This window comes from Bacillus sp. FSL W8-0629, assembly GCF_038593225.1.
Classification (GTDB): Bacteria; Bacillota; Bacilli; order Bacillales; family Bacillaceae; genus Bacillus; species Bacillus altitudinis.
In genome coordinates, this window is sequence record NZ_CP151975.1 from 3,311,744 (window position 1) to 3,326,792 (window position 15,049).

At 40.7% G+C, this 15,049-nt stretch carries 14 protein-coding genes; 8 read left to right on the forward strand and 6 right to left on the reverse strand.

Annotated features, from left to right (window positions below; genetic code table 11):
• Nucleotides 1–9 precede the first annotated feature (9 nt).
• Nucleotides 10–1,374, reverse strand: coding sequence for a sugar porter family MFS transporter (locus tag NSQ17_RS17160; protein WP_342467628.1), 1,365 nt, complete (start codon nucleotides 1,372–1,374; stop codon nucleotides 10–12).
• Nucleotides 1,375–1,644: 270 nt separating this feature from the next.
• Between NSQ17_RS17160 and NSQ17_RS17165 the strand changes: the two genes are divergently transcribed.
• Both NSQ17_RS17165 and NSQ17_RS17170 read left to right on the forward strand, forming a co-directional pair.
• Nucleotides 1,645–2,610 (forward strand): LCP family protein, encoded by a 966-nt coding sequence (locus NSQ17_RS17165; RefSeq protein WP_017360001.1) that lies wholly within the window; start codon nucleotides 1,645–1,647, stop codon nucleotides 2,608–2,610.
• A 348-nt stretch (nucleotides 2,611–2,958) separates the two neighbouring features.
• Entirely contained in the window at nucleotides 2,959–3,840 is an 882-nt protein-coding gene (locus tag NSQ17_RS17170) for a Cof-type HAD-IIB family hydrolase (protein ID WP_173426655.1), read from the forward strand.
• 56 nt (nucleotides 3,841–3,896) lie between these two features.
• Here the strand turns inward: NSQ17_RS17170 and NSQ17_RS17175 are convergent, their stop codons facing one another.
• The 5 genes from NSQ17_RS17175 to pgsB form a co-directional block, all read right to left on the reverse strand.
• Entirely contained in the window at nucleotides 3,897–5,120 is a 1,224-nt protein-coding gene (locus NSQ17_RS17175) for a C40 family peptidase (RefSeq protein ID WP_047946909.1), read from the reverse strand.
• Between the two features lie 106 nt (nucleotides 5,121–5,226).
• A complete protein-coding gene (locus NSQ17_RS17180) occupies nucleotides 5,227–5,397 on the reverse strand; it encodes a hypothetical protein (protein ID WP_008343253.1) in 171 nt (56 codons plus the stop codon).
• On the reverse strand, nucleotides 5,394–6,560 hold the full coding sequence (locus NSQ17_RS17185) for a CapA family protein (protein ID WP_024718710.1): 1,167 nt from the start codon (nucleotides 6,558–6,560) through the stop codon (nucleotides 5,394–5,396). The genes NSQ17_RS17180 and NSQ17_RS17185 overlap by 4 nt, the downstream gene beginning before the upstream one ends.
• 18 nt (nucleotides 6,561–6,578) lie before the next feature.
• Nucleotides 6,579–7,028, reverse strand: coding sequence for a poly-gamma-glutamate biosynthesis protein PgsC (gene pgsC / locus NSQ17_RS17190; RefSeq protein WP_007497520.1), 450 nt, complete (start codon nucleotides 7,026–7,028; stop codon nucleotides 6,579–6,581).
• Nucleotides 7,029–7,043: 15 nt separating this feature from the next.
• The gene (gene pgsB, locus NSQ17_RS17195) at nucleotides 7,044–8,225 is read right to left on the reverse strand and encodes a poly-gamma-glutamate synthase PgsB (RefSeq protein ID WP_007497522.1); all 1,182 of its coding nucleotides are present in this window, start codon (nucleotides 8,223–8,225) and stop codon (nucleotides 7,044–7,046) included.
• A gap of 747 nt (nucleotides 8,226–8,972) precedes the next feature.
• Between pgsB and NSQ17_RS17200 the strand changes: the two genes are divergently transcribed.
• From NSQ17_RS17200 to rbsD, 6 genes are all read left to right on the forward strand, one after another.
• On the forward strand, nucleotides 8,973–10,454 hold the full coding sequence (locus tag NSQ17_RS17200) for a spore germination protein (protein ID WP_058337015.1): 1,482 nt from the start codon (nucleotides 8,973–8,975) through the stop codon (nucleotides 10,452–10,454).
• The gene (locus NSQ17_RS17205) at nucleotides 10,444–11,541 is read left to right on the forward strand and encodes a GerAB/ArcD/ProY family transporter (protein WP_327878134.1); all 1,098 of its coding nucleotides are present in this window, start codon (nucleotides 10,444–10,446) and stop codon (nucleotides 11,539–11,541) included. The genes NSQ17_RS17200 and NSQ17_RS17205 overlap by 11 nt, the downstream gene beginning before the upstream one ends.
• Nucleotides 11,531–12,673 (forward strand): Ger(x)C family spore germination protein, encoded by a 1,143-nt coding sequence (locus tag NSQ17_RS17210; protein ID WP_135009609.1) that lies wholly within the window; start codon nucleotides 11,531–11,533, stop codon nucleotides 12,671–12,673. The genes NSQ17_RS17205 and NSQ17_RS17210 overlap by 11 nt, the downstream gene beginning before the upstream one ends.
• Before the next feature lie 117 nt (nucleotides 12,674–12,790).
• A complete protein-coding gene (locus tag NSQ17_RS17215) occupies nucleotides 12,791–13,777 on the forward strand; it encodes a LacI family DNA-binding transcriptional regulator (RefSeq protein WP_008343265.1) in 987 nt (328 codons plus the stop codon).
• On the forward strand, nucleotides 13,774–14,652 hold the full coding sequence (gene rbsK / locus NSQ17_RS17220; protein WP_135009608.1) for a ribokinase: 879 nt from the start codon (nucleotides 13,774–13,776) through the stop codon (nucleotides 14,650–14,652). The genes NSQ17_RS17215 and rbsK overlap by 4 nt, the downstream gene beginning before the upstream one ends.
• Nucleotides 14,649–15,041 (forward strand): D-ribose pyranase, encoded by a 393-nt coding sequence (gene rbsD, locus NSQ17_RS17225; protein WP_342467629.1) that lies wholly within the window; start codon nucleotides 14,649–14,651, stop codon nucleotides 15,039–15,041. Before rbsK ends, rbsD begins: the two co-directional genes overlap by 4 nt.
• The last annotated feature ends 8 nt before the right edge of the window (nucleotides 15,042–15,049 follow it).

The window sequence follows — 15,049 nt, forward strand, 5'->3', positions numbered from 1 at the left end:
GGTCTTTTTTCATACCGTTTCCCCTTCGTCATTCACGACGGCACGGTTTCTCTTTTTTAAATCTTCTTCAATCTCTTCAAGACTTTTCCCTTTCGTTTCTGTGACTAAATATTTCACAAATAAGAAGGCACCTATGCCAATGGCTGCATAAATAAGGAAAAGGTTACTGATGCCAATTGCACTTAACAAGGTTGGGAATGTGAGCGAGATGATCAAATTCCCTGTATGCAGTAGGAAGGTCGATACCCCCGTACCAATTCCCCGGACATGTACTGGGAACAGCTCCGGCAGCATCACCCATACGACCGGGCCCCAGCTGACAGCAAAAATGACGATGAAAAGTCCTAAACATATAATCGTTGTCCACCCTGCAGCTGTTGATCCCTCGAAAAAACGATTGACCACTGCTAGAACAATCAAACTAAGAACCATCCCTACATTTCCAAATAGGAGTAACGCTTTCCGCCCGACACGATCAATGATTTTAATCGCAACAAACGTCATGACAACATTGACTGCACCGATTCCTACAGTTCCTAAAATGGCTGCTGAATCGCCAAAGCCGACACTTGTGAATGTTTTTGGTGCATAATAAATGATCGTATTTGTCCCAATAAACTGCTGTAAAAAGGCTAAGCCGACACCAGCAATTAAAGCGGGGCGCACCCATGGTTCGAGTAATTCCTTAAGACCGCCTTTTTCTTCACTTTCTGCTTTTTGAATATCCGCGATTTCGTCTTCAACTTCCTGCTTATTTTGTCTAAGTTTTGACAATATTTCTTTCGCCCGATCCGCCTGTCCTTGGACAAACAGCCAGCGAGGACTTTCTGGCATAAACAAAATACCACATAACAAGAGCACAGAAGGAACAACGGCAATTCCAAGCATCAGACGCCATGCCTCTGCATCTGCTAAAACGTAGTTCACAATATAGGCAAGAAGAATACCAAATGTGATCATGAGTTGGTTTAATGAGGAAAGTGCCCCTCTTGATTCCTTTGGCGCAAGTTCAGATAAATATAATGGAACAATCGTCGTCGAGCATCCGACAGCAAGTCCTAGCACGATTCGGAATAAGACCATGACCTCCGTATTCGGTGCAAGGGCTGTTCCAAATCCGCCGATAATAAATAAAATGGCTGCGGCGATAATCGCTTTCTTCCGTCCGAATTGATCTGTCAGTTTTCCAGAAAGAGAAGCCCCGAGCATCGCCCCGATTAAAATCGAGCTGACCACAAGTCCCTCTGTAAATGCATTTAAACCTAAATCCTCTTTCATAAATAAGATAGCGCCAGAAATGACACCTGTATCGTAACCATATAAGGCGCCGCCAAGTGCGCCGAAGAAATAAAGCCACCCATTCCGATTTTTCATGATCATAACCCCTCTTTTATCTATGTAATGACTAGATGTTTCTCTATGAAAAATCATTTTCCTCACTTCCTGTCATTTCAAACATTTCGATGTTTTATGACAAATATATTTCATTTGCGTATCATTGAAACTTTTTTAGATAAGGAAACGTCAATTAAGCGTTAGTGAAAAAAATGTCGCACTATATCCCGTTTTAAGGTATATTTGTTTTAGTTTGTAAGCAGGAAGAAGGACATCTTTACTATAAAATCATAGCGAGGGTTTAAATATATGGATCAAACAAGAAGTAAACGCAAAGGCAAAAAGCGTTTAAAACCATGGGTGAAAGTCACTCTTTTTATTTTTGGTATTCTTTTACTGACAACTGCTTCTGTCACCGGCTATGCCTACTATAAAGTGACATCGGCTGCGAAAAAAGCACAAGTCTCTCTAGACCGCGGTGCACAATCTGTCAAACGGATTGAAGCATTTGATCCTGGGAAAGACAGCTTTTCTGTCTTGCTGCTTGGCATTGACAGCAGACCAGGCGAAACCGTCAAACAAGCACGAAGCGATGCAATGGTATTAGCGACAGTAAATCGTACGAATAAAACCGTGAAATTATTAAGTATTCCAAGGGACTCATATGTTAATATTCCAGGTCATGGTTATGACAAAATTACACATGCACACGCATTTGGTGATGCAGACCTCACGGTGAGTACAGTTGAGAATTTACTAGATATCCCTGTCGACTTTGTGATTGAAAGTAATTTCAAAGCATTTAAGGAAATTGTGAACGAATTGAATGGTGTTTCCGTTAACATTAAAGATGAATATGTTGTGAAACAGATTCTTAAAGATACAAAGGGCAAAGTTCAGCTGCAAACGGGTACTCACACACTAGATGGTAATCAAGCTCTCGCTTATGTGAGAACAAGAAAAGCAGACAGTGATCTCATGCGTGGACAGCGTCAAATGGAAGTTTTAAAAGCCATTTTCGATAAATCAAAATCAGTAACGTCTATTCCGTCTTATGACAATATCATAGATACTCTAGGTGATAACGTCTCAACTAACCTGTCAATGAAAGAACTAGTCGGTCTTTTCCCACTACTCACTTCATTGAAATCTGTTGATACGATTCAACTAAAAGGATCTGATTACCAGCCAAATGGCGTTTATTATTACCAATTGGATCAAAACCAACTGAACGAAGTCAAAACGGAATTGAAGAAACAGCTTGAATTATCATAAAAACAGAAAGCGTCCTTTTGGGCGCTTTTTATGTGTTGAAAAAGGTGTTTGCCCTTTTTCTTCTTTTAAGCGTGATAGAAAACCTTTGCAGTCTAGGAAGGACGAGCACCGGAGCAGAGCGAATTTGACATTCGTGAGCACCGGAGCGCAGGACTGACAAAGAATGCGAGGGTTTGTCTACACGCTAAAAGCGTCCTTTTGGGCGCTTTTTCTTATATCCTTGATCAATTGACCATTTTTGTTTAGCCTTAAAGAGAGGAATCCACGATCCGACTCTTTCATGAGAATGAAGGAAATCGTACATACTTTGAAGAGGCTATTGCATGAATGAAGGAGGATATAACAGCAATGAAAAAGATGATTGCGATTGATTTAGACGGTACACTCTTAAATACGAAAAGTGAAATATCCGCTCAAAACCGGCAAGCATTGATTCGTGCGAAGGAAGCTGGATATATTGTGACCATTTGTACAGGGCGCGCGACTTTTGATGTAAAAGAGCTTCTTGGGGATTTGGACATTCCCATTATTGCGGCAAATGGAGGAACTGTCCATACAGAAGGGTACAAGCTCTTCAGCAGAATCACCCTTGATCAAGAAGCTGGAAGACGTGCTGCAAAGGAATTAGTGGAACGGAACATTTATTTCGAGGTCTATACAGACGATGCCCTCCTTTCCCCATTTGATGGAAAAGAAAAGCTCAAAGCTGAATTTGATATGATCAAAAGCGCCAATCCTCATGAGGATGTAGCTGATTTATGGGAAGGGGCGATGACTCAATTTAAACAGTTTGGTATCAAACCTGTCGATGACATCCGTCAAATTTTTGAGTCGAATGAACCAACCTATAAATTACTATGCTTCTCCTTTGATATGAATAAGCTACAAGAAGCACGAGATCTTCTTTCTAAGATGCCTGAGCTCTCCTTGACCTCATCTGGAGAACATATCATTGAGGTACTGCCAAAAGAGTCAGGTAAAGGACATGCCCTCAAAAAACTTGCAGCCCATTATGGCGTAGACCCATCCGATATTTATGCGATCGGTGACAGCCCTAATGATCTATCCATGTTCGATGAAGCAGGACACAGGATAGCGATGGGGAATGCGGTGGATGTCATTAAAGAAAAAAGCACCTATATCACAAAAGGCAATCATGAAGATGGCGTCGCCTATTTTATTGATCTGCTTTTGCAGAATCAATTTCAAGAAAAAAAGACGCTTGTCTGATCAGCGCCTAGTGAGAAGTCGAGAAGTCCGATCCGAGCATTGATCGGGCTTTTTCTTTATTTTTTGATTCTAACGGCCGTCTCATATTTATCCTTCCAATACGTACTTGTTTTCATATTGGTAATGACAACGCCATTTGAAACCGTCACATGAATGACTTGATTTGAACCAGCATAAATGGCTGGCATCAACGAAGTCCCTTTAAAAAAGACAAGATCTCCTGGCTTTAGTTCCGATCGTTTCACAGGTGTGCCTGCTTTAACTTGTCCCGGCGCATAGCGAGGCATCTCAATTCCAAGCACTTCTTGATAGATATACTGCGTGAATCCTGCTGTATCAAAGCCTTGCTTTGGGCTCGCACCACCTTTTACATAAGGTACTTCTCCAATATACGTAGCGGCTTTTGATACGACTGGGTCTTCTTTCGCTAGTTTCAGCTCAGTTAATCGTTTCGCACCTGTCCATTTCTCACGCCAATACGATTCAGACAAATAAGAAATCGTCACACTTTCCGAACGGCTCGCATGAATAAAGCGGTCTCCTCCGATGTACATTCCTACATGTGAAATTCCTTTTTTATACGTGTTGCTAAAAAAAACAAAGTCTCCAGGGCGAATATCGTCTCGTGCTACTTTCTCTCCAACCATCCATTGCTGCTCAGCACTTCTTGGTAAATAAATCCCAAGTGATTTTTCAAATAAATATTGTAAAAAACCTGAACAATCGAATCCTACTTTTGGATCTGATGCCCCGAATACATAAGGGATTCCTAAATATTTCATCGCATCTTTCACCAGTTGATCATCCGACATCTCTTGGGAGACAGGCAGCCGTTTGACCGCATAGAACCGATCGGTCCAATATTTACTTTTGCTGACATCTGTTTTCACCACCCCTTGACTGAGTGTGATGTGGATCACTTGATCATTTCCAGCGTACAAAGCAACGTGTGTCGGGATGTCTTTTGTTTCTTCAAGACTGCGAAAATAGACAAGGTCTCCGGGCTTCGCTTTTCCCCATGATACGTTTTCACCGATTTGGTATTGATCGATCACCTTTCGCGGCAAATCAAATGCACCTGTTGTTTTGTATACATATTGTATAAAGCCAGAAGCATCAAAGCCCGTTTTCGGATCGATTCCTCCTTTATGATAAGGCGTACCTATCAGCGTTTTCGCTTGTTTTAAAGGAGATGTTGTTTGAGCAGACACCTCTGTTTGAGACATAAACATGAGTCCTACAATGGCACATCCTCCAAGCAGTATTCCTTTCCATTTCATCCTCTCTTCCTCCTTTCTTTTATAGTTTCGACATGACCCCTTTCATTTTACACCTTTTTCCGTCAAAAAAGAGCACGCCTCGCGTGCTCTTTTCATCATCATTTCTTTATTTACTCGCTTCCGCTTTTGACTGCTTTTGCTGTTCAATTTTCTGCATTTCAACCGAGATCTTTTGTTTCTCATGATCTGTGAGGCTGTCACTAAATTTAAAAGCAGACATAAAGACAAAGACTAAAATTAACGCAACAAACGGCCAGCTTGCTTTAAGGAATTTCATTTTTTATCCTTCCCCTCGTTTTCTTTTAATGTTTGAACTTTATCAGAATGATCGACTTCAAAGAAAATATGTCCGTCTTTTTCTTTCCAATCCGCATTCGTGCCATTTGTCAGCATACGGATAATCGATTTTGATTCAAGAGATCCTGCTTTGACTGGAGCAGGTGTCGCTTCTTTGATGTACATTGGAACCACTTCAAATGTCGCTTTTCCATCTTCATTCAGATGATACTGAACAATGGCAGAATCACGTGTTCTTGACCAGCCTTGGTCAAAAATAAAGTTCCCCAAGCTATAGAAAATCGCTGTTCCGTTATAGACTTCCATCGGCTCAAGAACGTGCGGGTGTGCACCGATAATGATATCAGCACCAGCCTTTGACATCGCTCTTGCCAGCTCTCTTTGTCTGTCGTTTACTTCATTGTTATATTCCTGTCCCCAGTGCGCATGAACAACAACGATATCTGCCTTTTCAGCAGCTTGTGAAATCATCGGAATAAAGATAGATGGATCAGCTGGCAGAATACCTGCCTTGCGATTTGTTGCTTTAAAATCTTTTCCATATACATCTGTAAAACCAAGGGTAGCGATTTTAACGCCATTCACTTCTTTGTATGAAATGTTCTGCTTCGCATCTTTGACGTTGCGCCCTGCCCCTGTATAATCCATGTCAGCTTTTTCAAAGGCATCAATCGTGTTATTTAAGCCTTTTTCACCGTAGTCTGCTGCATGGTTATTCGCAAAGTTTAGTACAGAGAAATTCAAATCCTTTAACGCTTGTACAGAATCTTCATCTGTTTTCAAATGAATATTCTTTTGTGCTGCCTGTTCCTTATCTGAAGCCACTGGATGCTCAAAATTCCCTGTTACATAATCTGATACATCAAAATACGGCTTCGCATAGCGGAACAGGTGCTGCTTTCCATAGCGGTCTGTTACTTTCTCTACATTTCTTCCAAACATAATATCTCCGACAAACGAAGCGGTCAGGATGTTTTCTGGATTCTTTTCTACAGTTGGTACTTGTGCTTTCCCGATAAATGTAAATAGAAATGTACAAGCAATGACAATCGGTAAAGCAATCAGTACATGTTTATTCGTCTTTTTCTTTTGGTTCTTTGTGATTTTCAGCAGCTTTTCCTGAAAGCTCAATTTTTTATTCATCATTGGACACACCTTATCTTAAAATAGATAGTAAACATACATGATGGCAAATGTTGCACCACTTAGAAGTAATGTGCTTCCAAGGGTAATCGTAAGACCTTGCTTTTGAATCGTATTCGCAATCAATCCAGGCACGATGATTCCGATTCCACGGAATTCTGCTATTTCAAACGGAACCACTGGATAGAAGAAATCAAATATGAGCTTTAAGGCAATTCCTGTAATCAGCATCGCCGCAAACTTTCTGCGTCCGTACAAAATCATAAATTTCGATAGACCAAAACGAACGATCACATATGTCAGCAAGCTGACAGATAAAACAACTAAAATGAAGACTGGCTGGTTAAAGACGAGCGCCAGATAACCTGGAACAACCAACCCAGCTGGTACGATTCCTGTTTTTTCTGCAAAGATTAAACTGAGTAGAACACCTAAAATTAACGAGATATAAAGATCTGATCCGAACATTTTCTATATTTCCTCCTAGCTGACAAGCTGCTTAATTTTGTATTCTTGAATTTTTTCGATTAAAGGTTCAGCGGCGCCGTGAATATTGCCGACTCCATAAACCACTCGATTATGAAGCTTTTTCTCAAGCATGTTCATAATTTGTTCTGTAGATTGATATTCAAGGTTGTGTAAGTGGTCAGCCGGAATTTTTCCATCCTCAAATGCCTTCACAATTGGATCTGTCGTTTCACCAATTAAGACAAGATCACTTGCTTCAATATAAGGAAGTACATCCTCCGCAAACTGGATCGTTCTATCTACGCGATCCGCACGACAGTTCATGATAATAATCGGTTCATCTGTTGGATACCCAATTTCCTTCACACGCTTCCAAATGTTCAATGTAGATGCTGCGTCATTAGCCGCAAATCCATTTACAAAATGTCCAGGTGTTTTTGCGTCCATTAATGGAAGAATTCTCATAGCTCCTGGATCAGGCGGCGCATTTAACATCCCTCTGAATGCCGTATCTTCATCAATTCCCAATGCTTGTGCGACACCAAGTGCAAGTGAAGCATTATCCGGGAACACCATGTACTCAAATTTCCGTAAATACTCATCGGTAATCTTGGAATTATCTGCAACAATCACTTCAGTATTGCGTTTTTTCGCAATCTCTTTAAAGAAATCTGTATATTCACTATCCGTAATAACCAAGTGCCCATTGTAAGGAATTGTCGCTGTAAAGGCTTCAGCTATTTCATCAAGAGTTGGCCCCATCACATCCATATGATCTTCAAGAACGTTTACGATCACGCCAATATTCGCTTGAAGCAGCTCTTCCTGAAAGATAATTTGGTAATCTGGATTCACCGCCATACATTCACTGACGATGGCATTTGCTCCTCTTTCAACGGTTTCTCTCATAACTTCTTTCTGCTCTCCGATATTCGGTCCTTGCGGTTTCCTTTTAATCGGTTTCTCTTCTGGCGTATCCCAATAAATCATTCTTGCATCCGTTCCTGTTGTTTTGCCGACAGTTTTATAACCTGCCTCCATTAAGATACCGGTTGTCAATCTTGTAACGGTAGACTTTCCGCGTATACCATTAATATTGACGCGTACCGGCAGGGCATCGATATTTTTCTGATGACGCTTCTTTTCAATAAAGCCAATCCCTAACATGATGACACAGGCTATAACGATTAACCACATCGCTTATCTACATCTCCTTTTTTTATGAGTGTGATATGTAAATTCAATCAACAGTATATAGGTTCAGCATAAAATCACAATCGGTATTATGTAACATAATCTTTCACTTCCTCGTATGCCAAATTCCTCTAATCAGAAGGCGTATTTGCCTATCTCACGCTCAAATGAAAAGGCCAAAAGACGGACAAAATGACGACTGAATTTCTACTTCAAACAAGAGAAAGCGTTACCATCAAACAGTGAAAAATCTTTTGTCCTTTTCTCCCTAAATTTTTCGACAATTATTAAGATGTATTTTGAATCAATGTTTTAAAGCCCTCTCATCTCTACGAAATCAGTCATATCAGCGCTTTAAATGAATAGTGCGTGTTTTAGAATATTTTATATTTTTAAATGAACAGGTTAGAAAGTCATCCTCATTGGTCAGAACGCTATGTGTTGACCTATGACAAAGGTCACCTCTCAAAAAATCAAGTCATCTGCTTATTTTCAGGTCACAAAAAATTGGGATAAGATGTCAAAGATTAATCATTTTGTTATAGCCTCTTTTTACGATATTCACTCCTTATGACCTAAACAATGAAACATTATTCATTTCTTTTTATCAAGATTCATCATTTCTTAACATTTTTAATGTGATTTTAGTTGAAAGTTGTCGGTGCGTGTCATGCTTTCCCCAAAGATGACGCATAAAATCATCTTCTCGGCTTACACTATGGTTAAAAAATCTGTGAGAGGAGGCTAAAGATGCCAAACACGAATGAGCAAACACGCTTACACTTTTTATCAGGCGGTTTTGAGGAAAAGATTCGGATTCTGAAAAAAGCATTTCAGCAAAGCGCTGATTTTGAATACCGGGAATTAATGGTGAATGAAACGAAATCAGTGCTGTTTTATATTAAAACAAGAGTTGAAGAAAGCAAATTAAACGACTTCATTATCGGCAACTTGCTCGGTCCTCCTGGAGAGCAGAATTATACAAAATCACTTAGTACACTCGAAACAGGAGACTTGACGCTGATTGTCGATAGCATTATTGCAGGAAGCATTGCTTTCCTTGATGAAAAATCCTCACAGATCAAAATATTTGCCGTTGGACAGCCGCCGCTGCGTTCCATTTCTGAACCTTCTTCTGAAAGTATTATTGCAGGCGCACATGATGGGTTTGTTGAGAGTTTAGATACCAATTTATATTTGCTGCGTTCACACTTAAATGATCGAAAACTTGCAATCCAGTATCATAAGGTCGGTACAAAATCTGAAACAAAGGTTGCGACGGTTTATATTTCTGATATTGCCAATCAAGAAAAGATAGATGAGGTTAACAAACGAATTTCTTCTATTAAAGTAGACACGCTGCTTAGCCCCGGTTCTATTGTAGAAGCGATTGAGGATGATTCGTATTCCATCTTCCCGCAGCTTATTGACACAGAACGACCTGACAAAGTAAGATCTGCCATTCTTGAAGGAAGAATTGTTGTGCTGATGGATGGCAGTCCAATGGCTATCATTCTGCCTATTACGTTCTTTAGCTTCTTTCAATCACCAGATGACTACAATAGTCGCTGGATTCCAGCTACGTTTATTCGTATTCTTCGTTATATTGCCTGTATCATCGCTGTGATTTTGCCTTCTTTTTATATTGCAGTCATCGGCTTTCATTATGAGGTAGTCCCGGATGAATTAGCGATTACGATGAAAAATTCCATTATCGGCATTCCTTTTCCGCCTTTAATAGAAGCTATGCTGATGGAGATTACAATTGAGCTCATACGCGAAGCTGGGGTGCGTCTGCCAAAACCAATTGGACAGACCATTGGGATCGTAGGCGGTTTGGTCATTGGAGATGCGGTAGTAAAAGCTGGGCTCATTTCCAATGTTCTTATCGTTGTGGTCGCCGTGACCGCTGTTGCTTCCTTTGTTCTTCCTTCGTTTGAAATGACGTCTACCATCAGGATGCTGCGTTTTCCGCTCATGTTCATGGCATCGATGTTTGGGTTTATTGGCATTTCATTCGGTCTGTCGATCGTCCTGATGAATTTATGCCGCCTTGAATCACTAGGTGTCCCGTATTTATCTCCAGTAACTCCATTTAACTGGCAGGATTTAAAAGACACTGTGATTCGATTACCAATGTGGATGTATAAAAATCGCCCTGTTTACTTAAACCCAAAAAAGAAAGAGCAAATTGAAAATTTGAGAGGATGGAAAAATCAAGATGAAAAATAAAATATCTCCATCTCAAGCTGTCTTTTTTATCATTCAATCTCAAATTGGTGTCGGTATTTTAGCTCTCCCCCATTTGCTGATGAAAGACATGGGACACGATGGGTGGATGGCGATTATCTTAGCCTGTTTTTTCATTCAAATCATTAACACCATTTTTATTTACATCATTCAGAAGTATCCTGATACATCATTTTTCCAAGCCTTAATTGAAGTGTTCGGAAAATGGATCGGCCGGACATTGGTGGCACTTTATACGTTATACTTCGCCTCCGTCTGCATTGTTGTTTTATCCATTTTCACAAGAATTCTTGGCATTTGGGTGCTGCCGCTCACACCAAATTGGGTCATTAATCTATTACTGATGATCTCCATCATTTACATTGCAAAGGAGCAAATTACGGCCATTGTCAGGTTTAACTTCATTCTAACGCCCTTTTTGCTTATGCTGTCTCTCTTAATGCTCTATTCATTAAAAGGAACCAATATCGACTATCTCATGCCTTTTTTTCAAGTGGACATTTCTCAAGTTTCACTCGGATTGAAGGATGTTGTACTATCTATGAATGGATTTGAGATGATTCTGATCATCTCTCCACTGATGAAAGGCACCATTAAAGCGCGATACAAGGTCATGACCATTGCCAATATATGCACGACACTTTACTACCTATTTATCACAGTGATTTGTTTTATGTTCTTCAGCCCGATTGAGCTCAATATCATTCCAAATCCTGTTCTTTATCTGTTAAAAACCATTTCGTTCGGTGTGATTGAACGGACAGATTTAATTTTTCTTAGTTTCTGGGTATTTGTCATTTTAGCCACACTCAGTAACTATCTCTACTTCTGTGCAAATGGCGTAGCAAGTATTCTCAAGAAAAAAGACCACAAAAAATACGTCTTTTATTTTGCCATTTTGATTTATGCGGCTAGCTGTTACCTTGCAACCGATAATTTTAGAATTCAACGTTTTAATGACTTTACCACCATTGCGCAATATTCATTTATTTACACACTCCCAATCTTTATGGCCATTATCATCTTTATCAAACATCGCAAAGGGAAGGTGAAATCACATGCGTCATAAGTACATACTGACGTTGCTCATGTGTGTTTCTCTCATATTCATGCCTGGCTGCTGGGATCAAAATTTATTAAAGAACATCTCTCTTGTGTTAACCTCCGCTGTTGATCAAGGAGAGGATGACAATGCGAAATACTCAATCACTTATCGAAAAGTGCAGCAATCTCAAAGTATGGAGCAAGGAAATACTGGCAGCTTTTTAACCACTCTTCTCACAACGGAAGCACCTACTTTAAGAAAAGCAAGAACCAACTTCAGCCGGATAGTGGATCAAAAAATAGACATGTCGAAAATGCGGGTGATGCTGATCGGTGATGAATTTGCCCAAAATCGTCTTCTGCCCTACTTAGATATGTTTTATCGTGATCCAAAAAGTCCCCTCCTCGCAAATCTTGCCGTTGTTCAAGGGGGGACCTGTGAAGAAGTGATTAACTCGCTGCTGAAGGAAAAACTCATCGTGAGTGACTATTTAAATAACTTGATCACAACCGCATCACGCTCCTCCCAAGTAGCACCTAAAAACATTCAAAGTATTCGATCTAAAATGCTTCAAACTGGAGAGGACTTCACACTGCCTTTAATCTATTTTGATCAATCGAAGAAATTAATCAGTGTAAAAGGGGTTGCTCTATTTGATAATGAGAAGAAGAAAGGCGAGTTGTACGGTCAAGATGCGATCTTACTCACCGTCATGGACGGAAAAATGGGCAAGTATGCCAACTTCACAAAAAAAGTGAGAAGCGACATGAAGTCAAAAGAAAACAATTACATTACGATTCAAGTCACTGATGTAAAGAGAGACATCGAGATTCTAAATCCTGATCATCGAAACTTAACATACTCACTCAAATTTGAATTTAATACTTCTGTCATTGAGTACCCAAAAGATAACCTTGATACTGACAAAAAAATTGAAATGCTCAACAAAAAGCTATCAGTCATTTTGACAAAAGAAGCAGAAAAAATTATCGCTGCCCTGCAAGATGCGAATTCCGATGTGCTAAGCCTCGGCAGAAAATACAGAGTCAGACATTATGATGAGTATATGAAAATGAATTGGGTCACCGATTATCCAAAAGTGAAAATCATTCCAAAAATCAAAGTGAACATTACACAAACAGGCATTATTAGTTAAGAAAAGGAAGACGTCCTCTTTCTTTTCTTTTTTTATTTTTTTAAGATTGTTTTTTCAATGCTTTCGTGATAATCTATCTGTGTAAACGGTTACACATCAAAGAAGGGAGGCACTCCATTGGCTACAATTAAAGATGTTGCAAAAGCTGCTCAAGTGTCTGTTGCAACTGTTTCACGCGTGCTCAATGATACTGGATACGTCCATATTGATACGAAAACCCGTGTGACACAAGCGATGCAGGAGCTAAACTACTTCCCCAATGAAGTGGCACGATCCCTTTTTAAAAGAGAATCAAGATTAGTTGGTCTCATCTTACCTGATATCACAAACCCCTTCTTCCCTCAGCTGGCTAGAGGCGTTGAGGATGAGATTCATGCAAACGGTTTTCGCTTATTATTCGGAAACAGTGATGAAGATCGGGAGAAGGAAATGGCCTATTTACAAACCTTTAAGCAAAACCAGGTGGTCGGTGTCATCGCTGTCACAAACGAACCTGAATCGGATTTGTACAATGATGATGAACTGCCTGTTGTCTTCTTAGATCGTACCGTTCCAAATGCGCCTTCTGTGTTTGCAGATGCTACGGCAGGTGGGAAAATGGCTGCAATGGAATTAATCAAACGCGGCAGTCAGCAGATCACATTGCTAAAAGGGCCCGCTCATCTTCAAACGGCGCGGCAAAGATTCAAAGGCGCACTTGATGTTCTGACTGAAGAAGGTGCTAACTTTCATGTGATGTCTAACGCTTCTTTTTCTTTTCAGGAAGCCCGAAAAAGCGCCAAGGCTCTTTTCAAGCTGTACCCTGAAACAGATGGCATCATTGCCAGCAATGACATCGTCGCAGCAGCCGTTGTACACGAAGCGCTTCGTATTGGAAAAGCCATTCCAGAAGACGTCCAAATCATTGGATTTGATGATATTCCGCAAAGCGAACTGCTCTTCCCTTCTTTATCAACGATTCGGCAGCCTGCCTATGATATGGGGAAAGAAGCCGCAAAGCTGATCATTAAAGCCATTCAAAAACAGCCAATAGATCAAGCAGTTATTCAAATGCCCGTCTCTTTTATTGAACGAGAGACCACGAGAAAGGTGGATTCACAATGAGTCAAATAGTTGTCGTAGGAAGTTGTTCCATGGATCTAGTTGTCACATCGAATAAGCGTCCCAATGCAGGAGAAACCGTCCTAGGTGAATCATTTAAAACGGTTCCTGGGGGAAAAGGAGCCAATCAAGCAGTAGCAAGCGCAAGGCTCGGTGCAGATGTATATATGATCGGCCGGGTTGGGGATGACGCATATGGTCAGGACATTATGAGCAATTTGCAAGCACAAGGTGTTCGCACCACCTATATGAAACCGGTTACCGAAATGGAAAGCGGAACAGCTCATATCATTTTAGCTGAAGGGGATAACAGCATTGTTGTCGTCAAAGGAGCAAACAATGAGGTAACACCTCATTATGTAAAAGATGCGCTTTCTTCTATTGAAAATATCGGAATCGTCCTCATCCAGCAGGAAATTCCTGAAGAAACAGTCGAAGCCGTCTGCGCCATTTGCAGCGAAAAAGGGATTCCAGTCATCTTAAATCCCGCACCAGCTCGCAAAGTCTCTCAGCAAATATTAGATCAAGCTGCCTACATCACGCCAAACGAACACGAAGCAGCTCTTATGTTTGATGGACTCACCATAGCAGAGGCTTTGCGCCAATATCCAAACAAATTACTCATTACAGAAGGAAAAAATGGGGTTCGTTACTTTGACGGATCAAAAGAAGTGTTGGTACCGGGCTATCCTGTGAAAGCCGTGGACACTACAGGCGCTGGCGATACTTTTAACGGCGCTCTAGCTGTAGCACTAACAGAAGGAAAATCCCTATACGACGCACTTGCCTTTGCCAACTTAGCCGCATCTATCTCAGTCACAAAATTTGGTGCCCAAGGCGGCATGCCAGCAAGAGAAGAATTGGAGAATAAGAAATGAAGAAAAATGGTATTTTAAATAGTCATATCGCCAAGGTGCTTGCTGATCTTGGTCATACAGATACAATTGTCATCGCAGACTGCGGCCTGCCCATTCCAAAAGGCCCGGTCAAGATCGACCTTGCATTATCCATCGGCACACCATCCTTTCAGGAGGTTACTTCCCTTCTTCTTGAGGAAATGGCCGTTGAACACATCACGATCGCCAGTGAAATCAAAGAAGCCAATAAGAGAGATCATTTATTTCTAAAGAAAGCGTTCTCACATCCGTTATATGAAGTCGATCACGAGACATTTAAAGACATGACCAAGCAGGCAAAAGCAGTGATTCGAACGGGTGAAGCCACCCCATACGCAAACTGCATTCTTCATGCCGGTGTCATCTTTTAAAAGGAGGA

Excerpts from the sequence above, each read along its gene's own strand:
- NSQ17_RS17160 (WP_342467628.1), bottom strand. The coding sequence starts at position 1,374 with ATGAAAAATCGGAATGGGTGGCTTTATTTCTTCGGCGCACTTGGCGGC.
- NSQ17_RS17165 (WP_017360001.1), top strand. The coding sequence starts at position 1,645 with ATGGATCAAACAAGAAGTAAACGCAAAGGCAAAAAGCGTTTAAAACCA.
- NSQ17_RS17170 (WP_173426655.1), top strand. The coding sequence starts at position 2,959 with ATGAAAAAGATGATTGCGATTGATTTAGACGGTACACTCTTAAATACG.
- NSQ17_RS17175 (WP_047946909.1), bottom strand. The coding sequence starts at position 5,120 with ATGAAATGGAAAGGAATACTGCTTGGAGGATGTGCCATTGTAGGACTC.
- NSQ17_RS17180 (WP_008343253.1), bottom strand. The coding sequence starts at position 5,397 with ATGAAATTCCTTAAAGCAAGCTGGCCGTTTGTTGCGTTAATTTTAGTC.
- NSQ17_RS17185 (WP_024718710.1), bottom strand. The coding sequence starts at position 6,560 with ATGAATAAAAAATTGAGCTTTCAGGAAAAGCTGCTGAAAATCACAAAG.
- pgsC (WP_007497520.1), bottom strand. The coding sequence starts at position 7,028 with ATGTTCGGATCAGATCTTTATATCTCGTTAATTTTAGGTGTTCTACTC.
- pgsB (WP_007497522.1), bottom strand. The coding sequence starts at position 8,225 with ATGTGGTTAATCGTTATAGCCTGTGTCATCATGTTAGGGATTGGCTTT.
- NSQ17_RS17200 (WP_058337015.1), top strand. The coding sequence starts at position 8,973 with ATGCCAAACACGAATGAGCAAACACGCTTACACTTTTTATCAGGCGGT.
- NSQ17_RS17205 (WP_327878134.1), top strand. The coding sequence starts at position 10,444 with ATGAAAAATAAAATATCTCCATCTCAAGCTGTCTTTTTTATCATTCAA.
- NSQ17_RS17210 (WP_135009609.1), top strand. The coding sequence starts at position 11,531 with ATGCGTCATAAGTACATACTGACGTTGCTCATGTGTGTTTCTCTCATA.
- rbsK (WP_135009608.1), top strand. The coding sequence starts at position 13,774 with ATGAGTCAAATAGTTGTCGTAGGAAGTTGTTCCATGGATCTAGTTGTC.
- rbsD (WP_342467629.1), top strand. The coding sequence starts at position 14,649 with ATGAAGAAAAATGGTATTTTAAATAGTCATATCGCCAAGGTGCTTGCT.